General features: G+C 45.6%; 13 protein-coding genes. 6 read left to right on the top strand and 7 right to left on the bottom strand.

The window, feature by feature from the left end; genetic code table 11:
• The first annotated feature begins 67 nt into the window (after positions 1–67).
• The 6 genes from secA to L1D11_RS01755 all read left to right on the top strand — a co-directional run bounded on the left by secA (position 68) and on the right by L1D11_RS01755 (position 10322).
• The gene (gene secA, locus L1D11_RS01780) at positions 68–2794 is read left to right on the top strand and encodes a preprotein translocase subunit SecA (protein ID WP_239861988.1); all 2727 of its coding nucleotides are present in this window, start codon (positions 68–70) and stop codon (positions 2792–2794) included.
• A 348-nt stretch (positions 2795–3142) separates the two neighbouring features.
• Entirely contained in the window at positions 3143–3541 is a 399-nt protein-coding gene (gene mutT, locus L1D11_RS01775) for an 8-oxo-dGTP diphosphatase MutT (protein ID WP_239861986.1), read from the top strand.
• Positions 3542–3633: 92 nt separating this feature from the next.
• Positions 3634–4458, top strand: coding sequence for a 4-hydroxy-tetrahydrodipicolinate reductase (gene dapB / locus L1D11_RS01770; protein WP_081090357.1), 825 nt, complete (start codon positions 3634–3636; stop codon positions 4456–4458).
• Positions 4459–4960: 502 nt separating this feature from the next.
• Positions 4961–6100 (top strand): glutamine-hydrolyzing carbamoyl-phosphate synthase small subunit, encoded by a 1140-nt coding sequence (gene carA, locus L1D11_RS01765; protein ID WP_004740731.1) that lies wholly within the window; start codon positions 4961–4963, stop codon positions 6098–6100.
• A gap of 16 nt (positions 6101–6116) precedes the next feature.
• Positions 6117–9347, top strand: coding sequence for a carbamoyl-phosphate synthase large subunit (carB, locus tag L1D11_RS01760; RefSeq protein ID WP_239861984.1), 3231 nt, complete (start codon positions 6117–6119; stop codon positions 9345–9347).
• A 195-nt stretch (positions 9348–9542) separates the two neighbouring features.
• Positions 9543–10322 (top strand): TSUP family transporter, encoded by a 780-nt coding sequence (locus tag L1D11_RS01755; RefSeq protein ID WP_239831581.1) that lies wholly within the window; start codon positions 9543–9545, stop codon positions 10320–10322.
• Here the strand turns inward: L1D11_RS01755 and L1D11_RS01750 are convergent.
• The 7 genes from L1D11_RS01750 to L1D11_RS01720 all read right to left on the bottom strand — a co-directional run bounded on the left by L1D11_RS01750 (position 10273) and on the right by L1D11_RS01720 (position 15724).
• Positions 10273–11118: a LysR family transcriptional regulator gene (locus L1D11_RS01750; RefSeq protein WP_239831580.1), complete on the bottom strand. Its 846-nt coding sequence runs from the start codon at positions 11116–11118 to the stop codon at positions 10273–10275. The two genes, L1D11_RS01755 and L1D11_RS01750, sit on opposite strands and share 50 nt — an antisense overlap.
• 62 nt (positions 11119–11180) lie before the next feature.
• A complete protein-coding gene (locus tag L1D11_RS01745) occupies positions 11181–11762 on the bottom strand; it encodes a flavodoxin family protein (RefSeq protein WP_239831579.1) in 582 nt (193 codons plus the stop codon).
• Positions 11763–11961: 199 nt separating this feature from the next.
• Complete coding sequence (locus tag L1D11_RS01740) at positions 11962–12579, bottom strand: TRIC cation channel family protein (RefSeq protein WP_061033370.1); 618 nt, start codon at positions 12577–12579, stop codon at positions 11962–11964.
• Positions 12580–12653: 74 nt separating this feature from the next.
• Positions 12654–13508 carry a vitamin B12 ABC transporter substrate-binding protein BtuF gene (btuF, locus tag L1D11_RS01735; protein WP_239831578.1) on the bottom strand — a complete coding sequence of 285 codons (855 nt, stop codon included), beginning with the start codon at positions 13506–13508 and terminating at the stop codon, positions 12654–12656.
• A gap of 1 nt (position 13509) precedes the next feature.
• Entirely contained in the window at positions 13510–14463 is a 954-nt protein-coding gene (locus L1D11_RS01730) for a cobalamin biosynthesis family protein (protein ID WP_239831577.1), read from the bottom strand.
• Positions 14464–14473: 10 nt separating this feature from the next.
• Positions 14474–15169 (bottom strand): 5'-methylthioadenosine/S-adenosylhomocysteine nucleosidase, encoded by a 696-nt coding sequence (mtnN, locus tag L1D11_RS01725; protein ID WP_239831576.1) that lies wholly within the window; start codon positions 15167–15169, stop codon positions 14474–14476.
• A 126-nt stretch (positions 15170–15295) separates the two neighbouring features.
• The gene (locus tag L1D11_RS01720; protein ID WP_239831575.1) at positions 15296–15724 is read right to left on the bottom strand and encodes a DUF1499 domain-containing protein; all 429 of its coding nucleotides are present in this window, start codon (positions 15722–15724) and stop codon (positions 15296–15298) included.
• Between the last annotated feature and the right edge of the window lie 106 nt (positions 15725–15830).

The following is a 15830-nucleotide window of genomic DNA, read 5'->3' as shown; positions in this document are numbered from 1 at the left end:
GCTAGTAGAGACTGACGGCATTTAAAATAGATCGCGGACGATCTGAGAACGAAGAGATTCCAAGCACATGATTACTAAGCTGCTGACAAAGGTAATTGGCAGTCGCAATGACAGAACACTGCGCCGCCTTAGAAAAATTGTAAAAGAAATTAATAACTACGAGCCAACGTTTGAAGCGCTTTCTGACGAAGAGCTAAAAGCCAAAACTGTTGAGTTCCGTGAGCGCTTAGATAAAGGTGAATCACTAGACCAACTTCTACCTGAAGCATTTGCTACTGTACGTGAAGCGTCTAAGCGTGTTTACGGCATGCGTCACTTTGACGTGCAATTGATTGGTGGCATGGTTCTAAATGCTGGCCAAATTGCAGAGATGCGTACTGGTGAGGGTAAGACTCTTACAGCAACTCTACCAGCTTATCTCAACGCTCTACCAAGCAAAGGTGTTCACGTAGTAACGGTGAACGACTACCTAGCTAAGCGTGATGCGGAAACGAACCGCCCATTATTTGAGTTCCTTGGTATGACTGTTGGCGTGAACGTGCCAAACATGGCTCCGCCAGAGAAAAAAGAAGCATACCAAGCGGATATCCTATACGGAACAAACAACGAGTTTGGTTTCGATTACCTACGTGACAACATGGCTTTCCGTGCTGAAGATCGTGTTCAACGTGAACGTTTCTTTGCTGTTGTCGATGAGGTTGACTCAATCTTAATCGATGAAGCGCGAACACCTCTTATTATCTCTGGCCCGGCTGAAGATAGCTCAGAACTTTACACGCGTATTAACACATTGATTCCTCATCTTGAGCGTCAAGATAAAGAAGATTCTGAAGAGTACCGTGGTGAAGGTCACTACACCATGGACGAAAAATCTAAGCAGGTTCACCTGACTGAAAACGGTCAAGAATTTGTTGAAGAGCTAATGGTTAAAAATGGCCTGATGGAAGAGGGCGATACGCTTTACTCCCCAACCAACATCAGCCTACTGCACCACGTTAATGCTGCACTTCGTGCACACGTATTGTTTGAGAAGAACGTAGACTACATCGTGACTGAAGAAGGCGAAGTGGTTATCGTTGACGAACATACTGGCCGTACAATGCCAGGTCGTCGTTGGTCTGAAGGTCTACACCAAGCTGTTGAAGCAAAAGAAGGTGTGAAGATTCAGAATGAAAACCAAACGCTAGCTTCAATTACCTTCCAAAACTTCTTCCGTCTGTACGAGAAACTGTCAGGTATGACAGGTACAGCTGATACTGAAGCTTTTGAATTCCAGTCTATCTATGGCCTAGAAACGGTTGTTATCCCAACTAACAAACCTATGGTTCGTAACGATATGCCAGATGTGGTTTATCGTACAGAACAAGACAAGTTCAATGCGATCATTGAAGACATTAAAGACCGTGTTGCTGCTGGTCAGCCATCATTGGTTGGTACGGTTTCTATCGAGAAATCAGAGCTACTGTCTAACGCACTGAAAAAAGCAAAAATTAAGCACAACGTACTAAACGCGAAGTTCCACGAGAAAGAAGCGGAAATCGTAGCGCAAGCAGGTACACCTGGTGCAGTAACCATCGCAACTAACATGGCCGGTCGTGGTACCGATATCGTGTTAGGTGGTAGCTGGCAGTCTGAAGTTGAGAAACTACAAAATCCAACTCAAGAGCAGATCGACAAGATCAAAGCGGATTGGAAAGTGGTTCACGACAAAGTACTAGAGTCAGGTGGTCTACATATCATTGGTACAGAGCGTCACGAATCTCGTCGTATCGATAACCAGCTACGTGGTCGTTCTGGTCGTCAAGGTGATGCCGGTTCTTCACGTTTCTACCTATCGATGGAAGACTCTCTGCTACGTATCTTCACTTCTGATCGTATGGCTGGTCTTATCCAGAGTGGTATGGATGAAGGTGAAGCGATCGAATCTAAGATGCTATCTCGCTCTATCGAAAAAGCACAACGTAAAGTTGAAGGCCGTAACTTCGATATCCGTAAGCAACTTCTAGAGTACGATGATGTAGCGAATGACCAACGTAAAGTGGTTTACGAGCTGCGTGATGAACTAATGGGCTCTGACGACATCAGCGAAATGATCGAACACAACCGTGAAGACGTGTTTACGTCGGTTATCGATGAGTACATTGCTCCTCAATCGCTTGAAGATATGTGGGACATCGCTGGTCTACAAGATCGCCTGAAGAACGACTTCGACCTAGACTTTGATATCCAAGGTTGGTTGGACGAAGACGACAAGCTTTACGAAGAAGCACTACGTGAACGTATCCTAGGCATGGCTGTTGATGCTTACAAACAGAAAGAAGAAGTGGTTGGCGCGCAAGTGCTACGCAACTTCGAGAAGTCTGTAATGCTGCAAACGCTAGATGGTCTATGGAAAGAGCACTTGGCAGCGATGGATCACCTTCGTCAAGGTATCCACCTACGTGGTTACGCTCAGAAGAACCCGAAACAAGAGTACAAGCGCGAGTCGTTTGAACTGTTTGAAGGTCTACTGGATGTACTGAAGTCAGACGTTATTACTATCCTTTCGAAAGTTCGCGTTCAGCAACAAGAAGAAGTAGAAAAGATGGAAGCGCAGCGTCAGGCTCAAGCTGAAGAAGCAGCGCGTCGTGCACAAGCGCAACACGCAACAGCAGAAAACCAGCTAGGTGATGATGAAGCAGAAGCAGCGTCGCCACAAACTGTAGTACGTGACGAGCGTAAAGTTGGCCGTAACGAGCCTTGCCCATGTGGTAGTGGTAAGAAGTACAAACAGTGCCACGGTAAAATTGCGTAAGTTTAATGAATCGTTGCTGTAGCGCATGATAGCTGCGTTGGTGGTACTCACTTACTATCGTAAGCTCCGTGCCACCGCCTTGCTCTCAAGCACTACAGCTTAGCTTCATAAAACTGACAAATAGAATATAAAGAGTCGCTTAGGCGGCTCTTTTTGTATGTAAATTTCATGGCTTACTTTGTTACTCAAGGAAGTCGTCATCCCCTATAGCGAGGAGCGAGCGTAGTAGGGAATCTTGTTAGTTAGGCTCGCGTAGTTTTAGATCCCCAACTCAGTCGTTCTTCCTGCTTGAGGGTGACGTAATTCATGATTGAGTTGGCTATAGCGGTTACAAAAGGAACACCATCAATGAAAAGAATTCATATCGTAGCGGGTATCATCTTCAATCAAGATAAGTCACAGGTCTTTATTACAAAGCGTCCAGATGACAAGCACAAGGGCGGTTTCTGGGAATTTCCAGGTGGCAAGGTTGAAGAGGGTGAAACTATTGAGCAAGCGATGACTCGCGAGCTTGATGAAGAGATCGGTATCAAGGTGACTGAGCAGTCTCTGTTTGAGCACCTTGAATTTGATTACACGGATAAGTCACTTAAGTTCGATTTCATTCTCGTGACTGACTTTGAAGAGCAGCCTTATGGCAAAGAAGGTCAGCAGGGTGAATGGGTAAGTCTTCAATCATTGAGTCAGTACGCCTTCCCTGAAGCAAATGTGCCAATTTTAGAGCGAGTGGTAAAAGAGTTTTCTTAATTGCTAGCCTGAGTTTGAGATTGTTGTTAGTTTAAAGAGATTAATCGAATGAACGTTGCTGCAAGAGAACTGCGGCAACAGTAACCAAAACAATGGAGATATTCGCAGTGGTAAGAATTGCAATAGCAGGAGCAGCGGGTCGTATGGGCCGCAACTTGGTGAAAGCCGCTCATCATAACTCAGAAGCTAGCGTTGGCGCTGGCTCTGAACGTCCTGAGTCATCATTAGTTGGCGTTGATGTTGGCGAGTTATGTGGGGAAGGTCGTTTTGATGTTGCTCTTGTGGATGATTTGTCTAAAGCCATCGAAGAGTTTGATGTGATCGTCGACTTTACCGCACCTGTTAGCACGTTAGCGAATATTGAGCTTTGTAAACGCCACGGTAAGAAACTTATCATCGGTACGACAGGCTTCTCAGAAGAAGAGAAGCAGGTGATTGATGCTGCCGCAAAAGAGATGCCTATCGTAATGGCACCAAACTACAGCGTAGGCGTTAATCTGGTATTTAAGCTGCTAGAAAAGGCCGCTAAAGTGATGGGAGATTACTGTGATGTTGAAATCGTTGAAGCTCATCACCGTCATAAAGTAGATGCACCGTCAGGTACGGCTATTGGCATGGGCGAAGCGATCGCCGGTGCTATGGGTAATGAGCTGAACGATGTGGCGGTATGGTCACGTGAAGGCATCACGGGTGAACGTACGAAAGATGAGATTGGCTTCGCAACGATTCGTGCTGGTGACATCATCGGAGAGCATACTGCGATGTTTGCAGATATCGGTGAACGAGTAGAGATTACTCATAAAGCGACGGACCGAATGACCTTTGCGAATGGTGCGATCAAAGCAGCAGTTTGGCTCAATGACAAACCAGCGGGCTTTTATACCATGACAGATGTCCTTGGTTTGAATGACCTATAAATAGATAATTATGCGCTGGCAATTGCCGGCGCTTTCTTTATTTACTACCTTTAACGCTGTATTCTTGTTTCTCTTCTCTCTCTTAAATCTCCCTTTTAACATCATTTTTACCTAACTTTTCTTATTGTTTTGTTGTCTTGGTCTTATTTTTGGATTAGATCTTTAAATTTTCATGTTTTCTGTTTGTATTTATCGATTGCTTTTTGTTGGTGATGTTTTTAGTACTTAAAGGCAGACAAAAGTAATGGGATAAAATTGGAAAATCTCAATATCGTTCATAATTGACCATGAAAGTTAAACTTTTGGAGCTTTGGAAGGGTAAATTGAATTAGTTCGTACAAATCTTTAATTTCTTTTGCGTTAAATGTTGACACGTATCACGCACATCACTAAAATACCGCCAATTTGTCTAATTTCCATAAACACTCACTTTTAAGTGTTGCAGGAAGGTAGATTTGCAAATTAAATCAATTTTAATGCATATTTATTTCTGGAGGTTGTCTTGAAAAAGTCAGCACTACTTGTCCTAGAAGATGGGACAGTATTTCACGGTGAAGCCATTGGCGCTGTAGGTTCTGCAGTTGGTGAAGTCGTTTTTAATACCTCGATGACGGGGTACCAAGAAATCCTCACTGATCCTTCCTATTCTCAACAAATCGTTACCCTTACTTACCCTCACATTGGCAATACCGGAACCAATTCCGAAGACGAAGAATCCTCTTCAATCCACGCTCAAGGCCTTGTGATTCGCGATCTCCCTCTTATCGCTTCTAACTTCCGTAATGAACAATCCCTCTCTGATTACCTTAAGTCGCAAAACGTTGTTGGTATCGCTGATATCGATACTCGTAAGCTGACGCGTATTCTTCGTGAAAAAGGCGCTCAGAACGGTTGTATTGTAGCGGGTAACAACTTAGACGAAGCTTTGGCTCTAGCTAAGGCAAAAGAATTCCCTGGCCTGAAAGGTATGGACCTTGCGAAAGAAGTTACAACAAAAGAAGCGTATCAATGGAAACAGGGTTCGTGGACGCTTACGGGTGGACTTCCTGAAGCGAAAGCAGACTCAGAATTGCCATACCACGTTGTTGCTTATGACTTCGGTGCAAAACGAAATATCCTACGAATGCTCGTTGACCGCGGCTGCCGCCTAACGGTTGTTCCTGCTGAAACTTCAGCTGAAGAAGTGCTTGCACTAAACCCAGACGGTGTATTCCTTTCAAATGGCCCTGGTGACCCAGAACCATGTACTTACGCAATTGAAGCGACAAAAGTGTTCCTAGAAAAAGGCTTACCAATCTTCGGTATCTGTCTAGGCCACCAAATTCTTGCTCTTGCGTCAGGCGCTAAGACAGTGAAGATGAAGTTTGGTCACCACGGTGCAAACCACCCAGTTAAAGATTTAGATCGTGATGTTGTGATGATTACTTCGCAAAACCACGGCTTTGCTGCTGACGAAGACACACTTCCTGAAAACCTACGTGCGACGCACAAGTCTCTATTTGATGGTTCTCTACAAGGTATCCACCGTACAGATAAACCAGCATTTAGCTTCCAAGGTCACCCAGAAGCAAGCCCAGGTCCAGAAGACGCAGCGCCGTTATTCGACCACTTCATTGAACTAATTAAAAAGCACACAGCGTAATTCGGAGTAGTAGACAATGCCAAAACGTACTGACATTAAAAGTATTCTAATTCTAGGTGCTGGCCCGATCGTTATCGGCCAAGCATGTGAGTTCGATTACTCTGGTGCTCAAGCTTGTAAAGCGCTTCGCGAAGAAGGTTACCGAGTTATTCTTGTAAACTCGAACCCAGCGACCATCATGACTGACCCTGATATGGCTGATGCAACTTACATCGAGCCAATCCAATGGGAAGTTGTTCGCAACATCATTGCGAAAGAGAAGCCAGACGCAGTTCTACCTACAATGGGTGGTCAAACGGCTCTTAACTGTGCACTAGATCTTGAGAAGCACGGCGTTCTTGAAGAGTTCGGTGTAGAGATGATTGGTGCAACGGCTGACGCTATCGATAAAGCAGAAGACCGTTCTCGTTTCGATAAGGCGATGAAGTCTATCGGCCTTGAGTGTCCACGTGCTGACACTGCGAAAACCATGGAAGAAGCTTACGCTGTTCTAGATATGGTTGGCTTCCCTTGTATCATCCGTCCATCATTCACCATGGGTGGTACTGGTGGTGGTATCGCATACAACAAAGAAGAGTTCGAAGAGATCTGTCGTCGCGGCTTAGACCTTTCTCCAACCAACGAGCTTCTAATCGATGAATCTCTAATCGGTTGGAAAGAGTACGAGATGGAAGTGGTTCGTGACAAAGCGGACAACTGTATCATCGTATGTGCGATTGAAAACTTCGACCCAATGGGTATCCACACGGGTGACTCAATCACAGTTGCACCAGCACAGACTCTAACAGACAAAGAATACCAACTGATGCGTAACGCATCTCTAGCGGTACTACGTGAGATTGGTGTTGAAACAGGTGGTTCAAACGTACAGTTTGGTATCAACCCGAAAGATGGTCGTATGGTTATCATCGAGATGAACCCACGTGTATCTCGCTCTTCTGCTCTAGCTTCGAAAGCAACAGGTTTCCCAATCGCTAAGATTGCAGCGAAACTGGCAGTTGGCTTCACTCTAGATGAGCTAATGAATGACATCACAGGTGGCGCAACACCAGCATCATTCGAACCAACAATCGACTACGTTGTAACTAAGATTCCTCGTTTCAACTTCGAGAAATTTGCAGGTGCAAACGACCGTCTAACGACGCAAATGAAGTCTGTTGGTGAAGTTATGGCTATCGGCCGTAACCAGCAAGAATCTCTACAAAAAGCACTTCGTGGCCTAGAAGTTGGCGCGACTGGCTTTGACGAAATGGTTGACCTAGATGCGCCAGACGCACTAACAACAATTCGCCACGAACTAAAAGAAGCTGGCGCAGAGCGTATTTGGTACATCGCGGATGCATTCCGTGCGGGTATGTCTGTAGATGGTGTATTCAACCTAACGCAAATCGACCGTTGGTTCCTAGTTCAAATCGAAGACATCGTGAAGCTTGAGCAAGAGCTAAAAGCAAAAGGCTTCGCTGGTCTAAACAAAGAAGAACTAAACAAGCTGAAGCGTAAAGGTTTTGCTGATGCGCGCCTATCTAAGATTCTAGGTGTAGCAGAAAGCGAAATCCGTCGTCTACGTGACCAATACGATATCCACCCAGTGTACAAGCGCGTTGATACGTGTGCGGCTGAGTTCTCTTCAGATACGGCTTACATGTACTCATCTTACGATGACGAATGTGAAGCAAACCCAACAGACAAAGACAAGATCATGATTCTTGGTGGCGGTCCAAACCGTATCGGCCAAGGTATTGAATTTGACTACTGTTGTGTACACGCATCACTAGCACTACGTGAAGATGGCTACGAAACTATCATGGTTAACTGTAACCCTGAGACAGTTTCTACAGACTACGATACATCTGACCGTCTGTACTTCGAACCAGTAACTCTGGAAGACGTACTAGCAATCGCACGTGTTGAGAAGCCAAAAGGCGTTATCGTTCAGTATGGTGGTCAAACGCCACTTAAACTGGCTCGTGCTCTTGAAGCTGCTGGCGTACCAATTATCGGTACTAGCCCAGACGCAATCGACCGTGCAGAAGACCGTGAGCGTTTCCAAGTTGCTGTAGACCGCCTAGGCCTACTTCAGCCAGAAAACGCGACAGTAACAACAATGGAGCAAGCGGTTGAGAAATCTCGCGAAATCGGCTTCCCACTTGTTGTACGTCCTTCTTACGTACTTGGTGGTCGTGCGATGGAAATCGTATACGACGAGCAAGATTTACGTCGCTACTTCAATGAAGCAGTAAGCGTATCAAACGAATCTCCAGTACTACTTGATAGCTTCCTAGACGACGCTGTTGAAGTTGACGTAGATGCGATTTGTGACGGTGAACGCGTTGTTATCGGCGGTATCATGGAGCACATTGAGCAAGCGGGTGTTCACTCAGGTGACTCAGCATGTTCTCTTCCTGCATACACGCTAAGCCAAGAAATCCAAGACGTAATGCGCGAGCAAGTTGAAAAGCTAGCGTTCGAGTTGGGTGTTCGTGGTCTGATGAACACGCAGTTTGCTGTTAAGAACAATGAAGTGTACCTAATCGAGGTTAACCCTCGTGCAGCACGTACGGTTCCATTCGTATCTAAAGCAACTGGCGCGCCAATCGCTAAGATTGCCGCTCGTGTAATGGCTGGTCAATCTCTAGAGTCTCAAGGCTTTACCAAAGAAATCATCCCACCTTACTACTCAGTGAAAGAAGTTGTACTTCCATTCAACAAGTTCCCGGGTGTTGACCCATTGTTAGGCCCAGAAATGCGCTCTACTGGTGAAGTCATGGGTGTTGGTGCGACATTCGCAGAAGCATACTCTAAAGCTGAATTGGGTTGTGGCAACATCTACCCTGAAGGCGGTCGTGCATTGCTTTCTGTTCGCGAAGGCGACAAAGAGCGTGTTGTAGACCTAGCATCTAAGCTATCTAAGCTTGGCTACCAGCTAGACGCAACACACGGCACAGCAGTGATTCTTGGCGAAGCGGGCATCAACCCACGCCTAGTAAACAAGGTACACGAAGGCCGTCCTCACATTCTTGACCGTATCAAGAACAACGAGTACACCTACATCGTGAACACTGCAGCTGGCCGTCAAGCGATTGAAGATTCTAAAGTTCTTCGTCGTGGTGCACTTGCTGAGAAGGTGAACTACACGACTACGCTAAACGCAGCATTTGCGACATGTATGGCGCACACTGCAGATGCGAAGACGACAGTAACTTCTGTTCAAGAGCTACACGCGCAGGTGAAAGCTTCTCAAGCTTAATCAGCTAAAGTGTATCGCTGTTAAGCGGATATAAATGCTTAAAGCCCACTCTTCGGAGTGGGCTTTTTTATGTCTGTTAGTTTGTGGCAACTAAATGATGAATATTTGGAATAGGTTAAAATCTTGTGTTTCGTTATTGCTCGCCTGCCGTGAGTGGTAACTTGTCGCTACACTGGACTTTAAGGCGTTGGGTATATGGAAATCACTCTAGAAATATTGGCTATCTTGTTTGTTGTTGCAACGGCAGCAGGCTTTATTGATGCAATGGCTGGCGGCGGTGGATTACTGACTCTACCTGCACTGCTAGCGGCTGGAGTCCCACCAACACAAGCGCTGGCAACGAATAAGCTGCAAAGCTCATTTGGCAGCTTCTCTGCGAGTTGGTACTTCGTGCGTAACGGTATCGTCAGTATCAAGGAGATGCGCCTCGCTATCTTTTGTACCTTTATCGGCTCTGCGATTGGCGCCGAGTTAGTTCAGCACATTGATGCGAGTCTACTGACTAGTGTTATCCCGTTGCTGCTTATCGCTATCTCTCTTTATTTCTTGTTGGCACCCCAAACTAGATCATCTGAAGGAAAACAGAAGATCTCTGAGGCGATGTTTGCTCTGTGTGTGGGTGGCGGCGTGGGTTTCTATGATGGCTTCTTTGGCCCAGGAACAGGTTCTATCTTCACTGTCTGTTTTGTTGCGATGGGTCATTTCTCGCTAGTCGATGCCACGGCGCGCACCAAGGTCTTGAACTTCACCTCGAATATTGCCGCCTTGATCTTCTTTATTTTGGCTGGCTTGCCAATCTGGGAATTGGGGCTAGTGATGGCCGTCGGCGGCTTTATGGGCGCTCAGCTTGGCGCTAAAGTAGTGGTAACAAAAGGGCAGAAATGGATTCGCCCTCTTGTGATCGTTATGTCGATGCTAATGGCGTCTAAACTGCTTTGGGAACAGCATCATCAATGGATTCTATCAGTGTTTTAACTCGTTGAGACTGATAGCTATTCGGTCTCACACAGATATGAATCGGTCGAATTAATCCTGCTATTTCAGGGAAAATATACAAATATTGAGGCTCAATATTGAGTGTCTTTACGATAGATAGTGGGATTAACGCAGGCCCAGTCCCACCCAACGCAAGTTGCGCTGCTGCTGTGTAAGCATCCATCTCCATCAAAGGCTTGATACCAAACTTTTCCAACACAGATAATTGATAAGAGTTAGCAGGGTTAGTCATATCATTGGTAATCACCAATGGAGGTAGCTCCGTTAGTGGTAATTTACTTACAATGTAAAACGGCTCATCAAATAAGTGAAAGGTCATTAACCCATGATGCGGTGGCAACAAGCCTGCGCATAACCCTAGGGTTGCCTTACCGGACTGCACTCGCTCGATGATTCTGGGCGTGTGGTTGGTGGTTATGGTGATGTATTTATCTTGTTGGATAAACTGCCCCATCATGTCACCCAAATAGCCAGCTATCAAAGATTTAGAGCTGTCTAAGGTGATGAGAGTGGTATCTTCCAGTTCTTGCTGTTCATAAATAAGACCACGAAGTTCATTGAACGTAGGACCAATACTCTCGATCAGTGCTATCGCATCTGGCGTGAGTTTTATCTGCCGACCACTTGGCTCGATGAGCTTTTTACCCAACTTCTTTTCTAAGTTAGCAATCCGTTTGCTTACCGCTGATTGGCTGATATACAGCAAACTGCCAGTGCGGCTCATGGTTTTGGCTTTACTCAAAACCAAGAGAGTTTCGATTCCTTCGAGTAGCATTTGATGATATTCATGAAAGTTGGGAATGATACGTCCAACTTATCTCAATCAAGGCCGTTGCTCTAGCTTTTGTTTATGAGTTCTTGAACCAAGGTGGCTATTCTTGAACCGTAGTATTGAGCTGTAAGCAAGTCATTGCGGTTAACGCTATCGTCACCATCATCGATGCTAGACACTAAACCAATGTTTGAACCAGTGCGGTTTAAACCTAAATTATCTGTGTGTCTTGAGGCGTCTAAGCCAACCCAAAGCATGCCGTGCTGACAAGCTAGAGTGAAAAAGCTAAGCAGGGTTTGTTGTTGCTCTCCGTTAAGACTTCCGCCCGTGGTGAAGCCAGCAGCGAGCTTGTTTCGCCATAGTTTCTTGCAGTAGTTATCACTGCTCGCATCCATAAAACTCTTAAACTGAGCGGCAGGTGAACCCATGTAGGTTGGGGCGCCAAAAACGATTGCATCGCAACTGTCTAAGAGTTTGAGCTTTTCGTCATTGTCATATCGGCCTTCAATGATCTCCGAAGGCAGTACTTCGATGAGTAGGGCTGAGTCAGGTAGCTGTGTGTTTACGCCCTCTGCGAGCAGTTCGGCGACCTGCTTAGTTGCGCCGCATTTAGAGAAGAAAACAATTCCAATTTTATTACTGCTCATCCTAGAGCCCTCATCGTTAGTAAATGAATATGTTTATAAAGTCATTCATTCACTAATATAGCTCGTCAATCAATTAAGTAAACAAAAAACATTACTAAGCCGTGCGGAAGTAACTTGAGGCGGATAAGCAGAGCAGGAGTCTGAGGTGGCAAGATTAAAAAAGGCCCCTAAGTGGAGCCCTTTTCTTTTTAGCGATAGCTTATTTAATTGCGAAAGTTGGTAAAGATAAGTGCCAACGAATGGCGCCAAGTCTGATCAACAGTGTAGAGAATACTCCGGCTAGGAATGCGGTCTCTGAATCATGGCCCATCCGAATAGCCATGGTGTGGAATGCACCGCCAATGATGCAAGCGGTCGCGTAGACTTCGCTTCGTAGGATCATCGGCACTTCACGGGCAAGTACGTCACGAATAATACCGCCGCCACAGCCTGTAATTACGCCCATGATGATGGCAACCAATGCTGAGTCTTGATAAGCCAATGCTTTTTCAACACCAATACCAACGAACACAGCTAAACCTATGGCGTCACAGACGGGTAGGATCCACCATGCCAAACGTTTAGGGCGTCTTACGATGATCATAGTTAGTAAACAGGTAACGATAATGACCCAAAGATAGGTGGTATCGGTTATCCAAAAAACAGGAGTAGCACCCAGAGCCATATCTCGAATTGTACCACCGCCAATAGCGGTTACACTGCCGAGAACGGCGACACCAAAAGGGTCCATTTTTAGGCGTCCAGCAACAAATACGCCTGAAATAGCAAAGATGGCAGTGCCAAATAAATCGATAATATAAAGCAGCATGGAGTCCATGATACTGGTGCTCTTATTGTTAAAATTGTAGGGACAGGTCGGTGGTGAATTGTACGAAAAAACAGACTAAAAAGTTAGTGATTTTCTCTGACTCTATCGAAGTAATCGCACACTTGTTGGATAGCTTGCAAAGTTCGGGTTGTTGGGCGATTAATCCAATCGGAGTTGAGTGACCATATCTGATTTTTAGCGACGGCTGGGATCTCTTCTTCCCACGATTGCCACATGGTCCCATTCTCAATAGCGTGCTGAGAAGTGAAAATCACCTGCGGTTTGTTCAGCACGACTTGCTCAATACCGACTTGTGGGTAGGGTGAAGCGCTGTCTTCAAAAATATTTCGGCCGCCACAAAACTCAAACACTTCACTTGGCCAGCGTCCTTGTGCAACGGTAATAATCGGTTTTTCACCCAGCTGGTAGAAGTAGCTGACAGGCTCCGCATCTTTATATTTAAGTCTTAGTGCGTTGAGCTGTTCTTTGTACTGCTTAGCATTATTATCACCGATACTCGGATTGCTGGCGTATTGGCTAAGTTGTTCAATATTGGTCGCTATGCTGTCTAGGCTTTTGGTTTTCGAGTAATAAATGTTAAAACCAAACTGCTCCAGTTTCGCCAGTTCTCTCGGTGGGTTGCCCGCTGGCCAAGCAAGGATAAGATCAGGCTGTAGCGCGATGATTTTCTCAACCTTGATGCCTTGATAGTTTGCTACTTTCTCTAGCTTATCGGCTTGTGGTGGATAATCACTTCGTTCACTTACGGCAACTAAGTTATCGCCTAAACCCGCACTGTATGCGAGTTCTGTGGCGTGAGGGGCAAGGCTGACCACACGTTTTGCTGTGGCGACTTCGGTCGCAAGCGTGCTTGGTATCCATAAGCTAAAGCTGACTGCGAAAGCTGCACATGATGTAACAAGTTGAGAGGGTTTCACTTTAAATCCCTTGGTGAATAATGAGTAGGGATAGGCTTTGTAAGAATATCCAGATAGCGATGCGTCCAAATAGCAGCTTTTGTACCTGCGATAAGTGCAGTGCGGATGGTGCGATTCTGCCGCCTAATTTTGCGCGAATGGCTTTGGTGTCGTTGTAAATAGCCGGGCCACCGAGTGATAGCTCAAGCTTGTTACCCACAGCTGTAATCAACCACGCAGGGCCTGGCAGAGGCCAAGAGCGACTTTGAGCAAGCATCATATTAAATGTGTGAGAGGCTTTATCACCGCATACGATCATTAAGGAAAATAAACGCATGGGTATAAATTCGAGGATAGCGACAATCTTGATTGCTGTTGAACCGAAAGGAGAGAACTGCTTGCGGCTTGGTGACCAAGCTCGAGCTAATTCGACAATCAGGCGATACATCAACGCCGCAATTCCGCCTCCGATGGCATACCAAAACAGGACACAAACCACATTGCGACCGTAGCCCATAATGATGGTTTCAGCTCCAGCTTTGCCGAGGCCAAGTGATGAAAGTGATTCAGTCTGACGATTGACAATTGGAGCCAGCAACTGGCGAGCGGTGGCTTTATCTTCTCGGCTAAGTGCTTTGATGAGTTGGTTCGCTAGCTTTTCATTGTTACGCCAATCAATAGCGAGCAGTAACAAAGCCAGTTGGAACAGTTGAGTCTGCCAAACCAGAGGTTGCAGAGCCAAGAGAATAATCAGAGTTGGAAGTACCATTACCCCCAAGGCTAAGGTGCCAGAGATTAGGCTTTGGGAGTCACTTTGATTGTTGTTGACCTTAGTTGCTAATAGTTCAGCAAACTTATGCCATAAGGTCGTGGGGTGCGCGGCATGAGGGATAGGTAGAATCAAATGAAAAAGCAGTGCTCCCCACATTACAAGGAGCACGCCATTTGCAAATACCTGATCAAACAGTGTTTGCATGCTTAGTCGCTTACTTTAGTAGGGCAACCATTTTGATAACCATTTCAGAAGAGCTTTGTGCTGCTAGTGGCAGGAACTCTTCAAAGCTCATTGGTGATTCTTTGTCTGCGACATCAGAGATTGCACGAACAACCACAAATGGTACCTGGAACTGGTGACAAGCTTGAGCAATTGCAGAAGCTTCCATTTCTACAGCTACTACTGATGGGAAGTGCTTACGGATGAACTCTTGGCGTTCTGCAGTGCAAACAAACGCGTCGCCAGTACAGATCAGGCCACGAACCGCGTGCTTGTCTTCCATTTGAGTTAGCGCTTGCTCCGCTACTTTCATTAGGTTCTCGTCTGCTTTGAATGCAGCTGGTTGACCTGCCATTTGACCGATTTCATAACCGAAAGCTGTTACGTCTGCATCGTGGTGACGTACTTCTGTAGAGATAACCACATCGCCTAGGTTCAGTGTTGAATCAAAACCGCCAGCAGAGCCAGTGTTTAGAACGACGTCAGGTTGGTATTCGCTTAATAGGATAGAAGTACCAACAGCTGCTGCTACTTTACCAATGCCTGATTGAAGCAAAACAACGTCCACACCATTTAGCTGACCAGAGAAAAAGGTACAACCGCCTTTATTAACTTCAGTAATGTCTGAAATAGCTGATTTTAGGATCGCAACTTCTTGCTCCATTGCGCCAATGATGCCGATTTTCATGTGTAGTCTCTTAATTAAAAATATTTAAACAGTAGAGCGAAATTGTAGCATGGATAAGAAGCGTCGAGCGACTGCCCAGAAGCACTTCTCATCCGAATAGTGTGGATTTACTCCAGTATTCTTTGTCTATTTGATTAGACCTTCATTTTGCAAGCTAGCACGAAGTTGTTCTGCTCGTTTACGGTTCACACCAAAGTCAGAGTAGCCAGTGCGGGATTCTGAACGAACGATGAGCTTGTTTCCATCGACTTTTAACTCAAGGTCATCGACAAAGCGCATGATGCGTGATGTGCACTCAAGACGTAGGTAATTATCTGTTTTGTTGGCCGTTTTCGCGCCCGGCAAAGTCAGAGCTACTTGCTCAATGGCATCAAGGCTTGCTGTATCGGATAGCTCGTATGCAGCCAAAGCATGTTGTTCACGGTCATCTTGTGTTGATACGCAGTTTGGTTTGTCTCCACAAGGTGATGAAGTTCTGTCTTTCATGTCCGTAATTCCTTGGCTGCAAGCGGTTAATGTTAAAAGTGATAGCGAGAGGAGAGCGGCTTTTTTCATAGTATTTCCTATGGCGTTATTATGGTTCTCGATATTGGTTCTTTTGCGATTGTTCTACGTATTTTTGTTTTGCTTGTGATAAACGTATCTAATTCAAAAAAGGATC

It is taken from the genome of Vibrio sp. Isolate32 (assembly GCF_022397955.1).
Taxonomy (GTDB): domain Bacteria; phylum Pseudomonadota; class Gammaproteobacteria; order Enterobacterales; family Vibrionaceae; genus Vibrio.
This window is presented reverse-complemented; position numbering and strand designations above follow the sequence as displayed.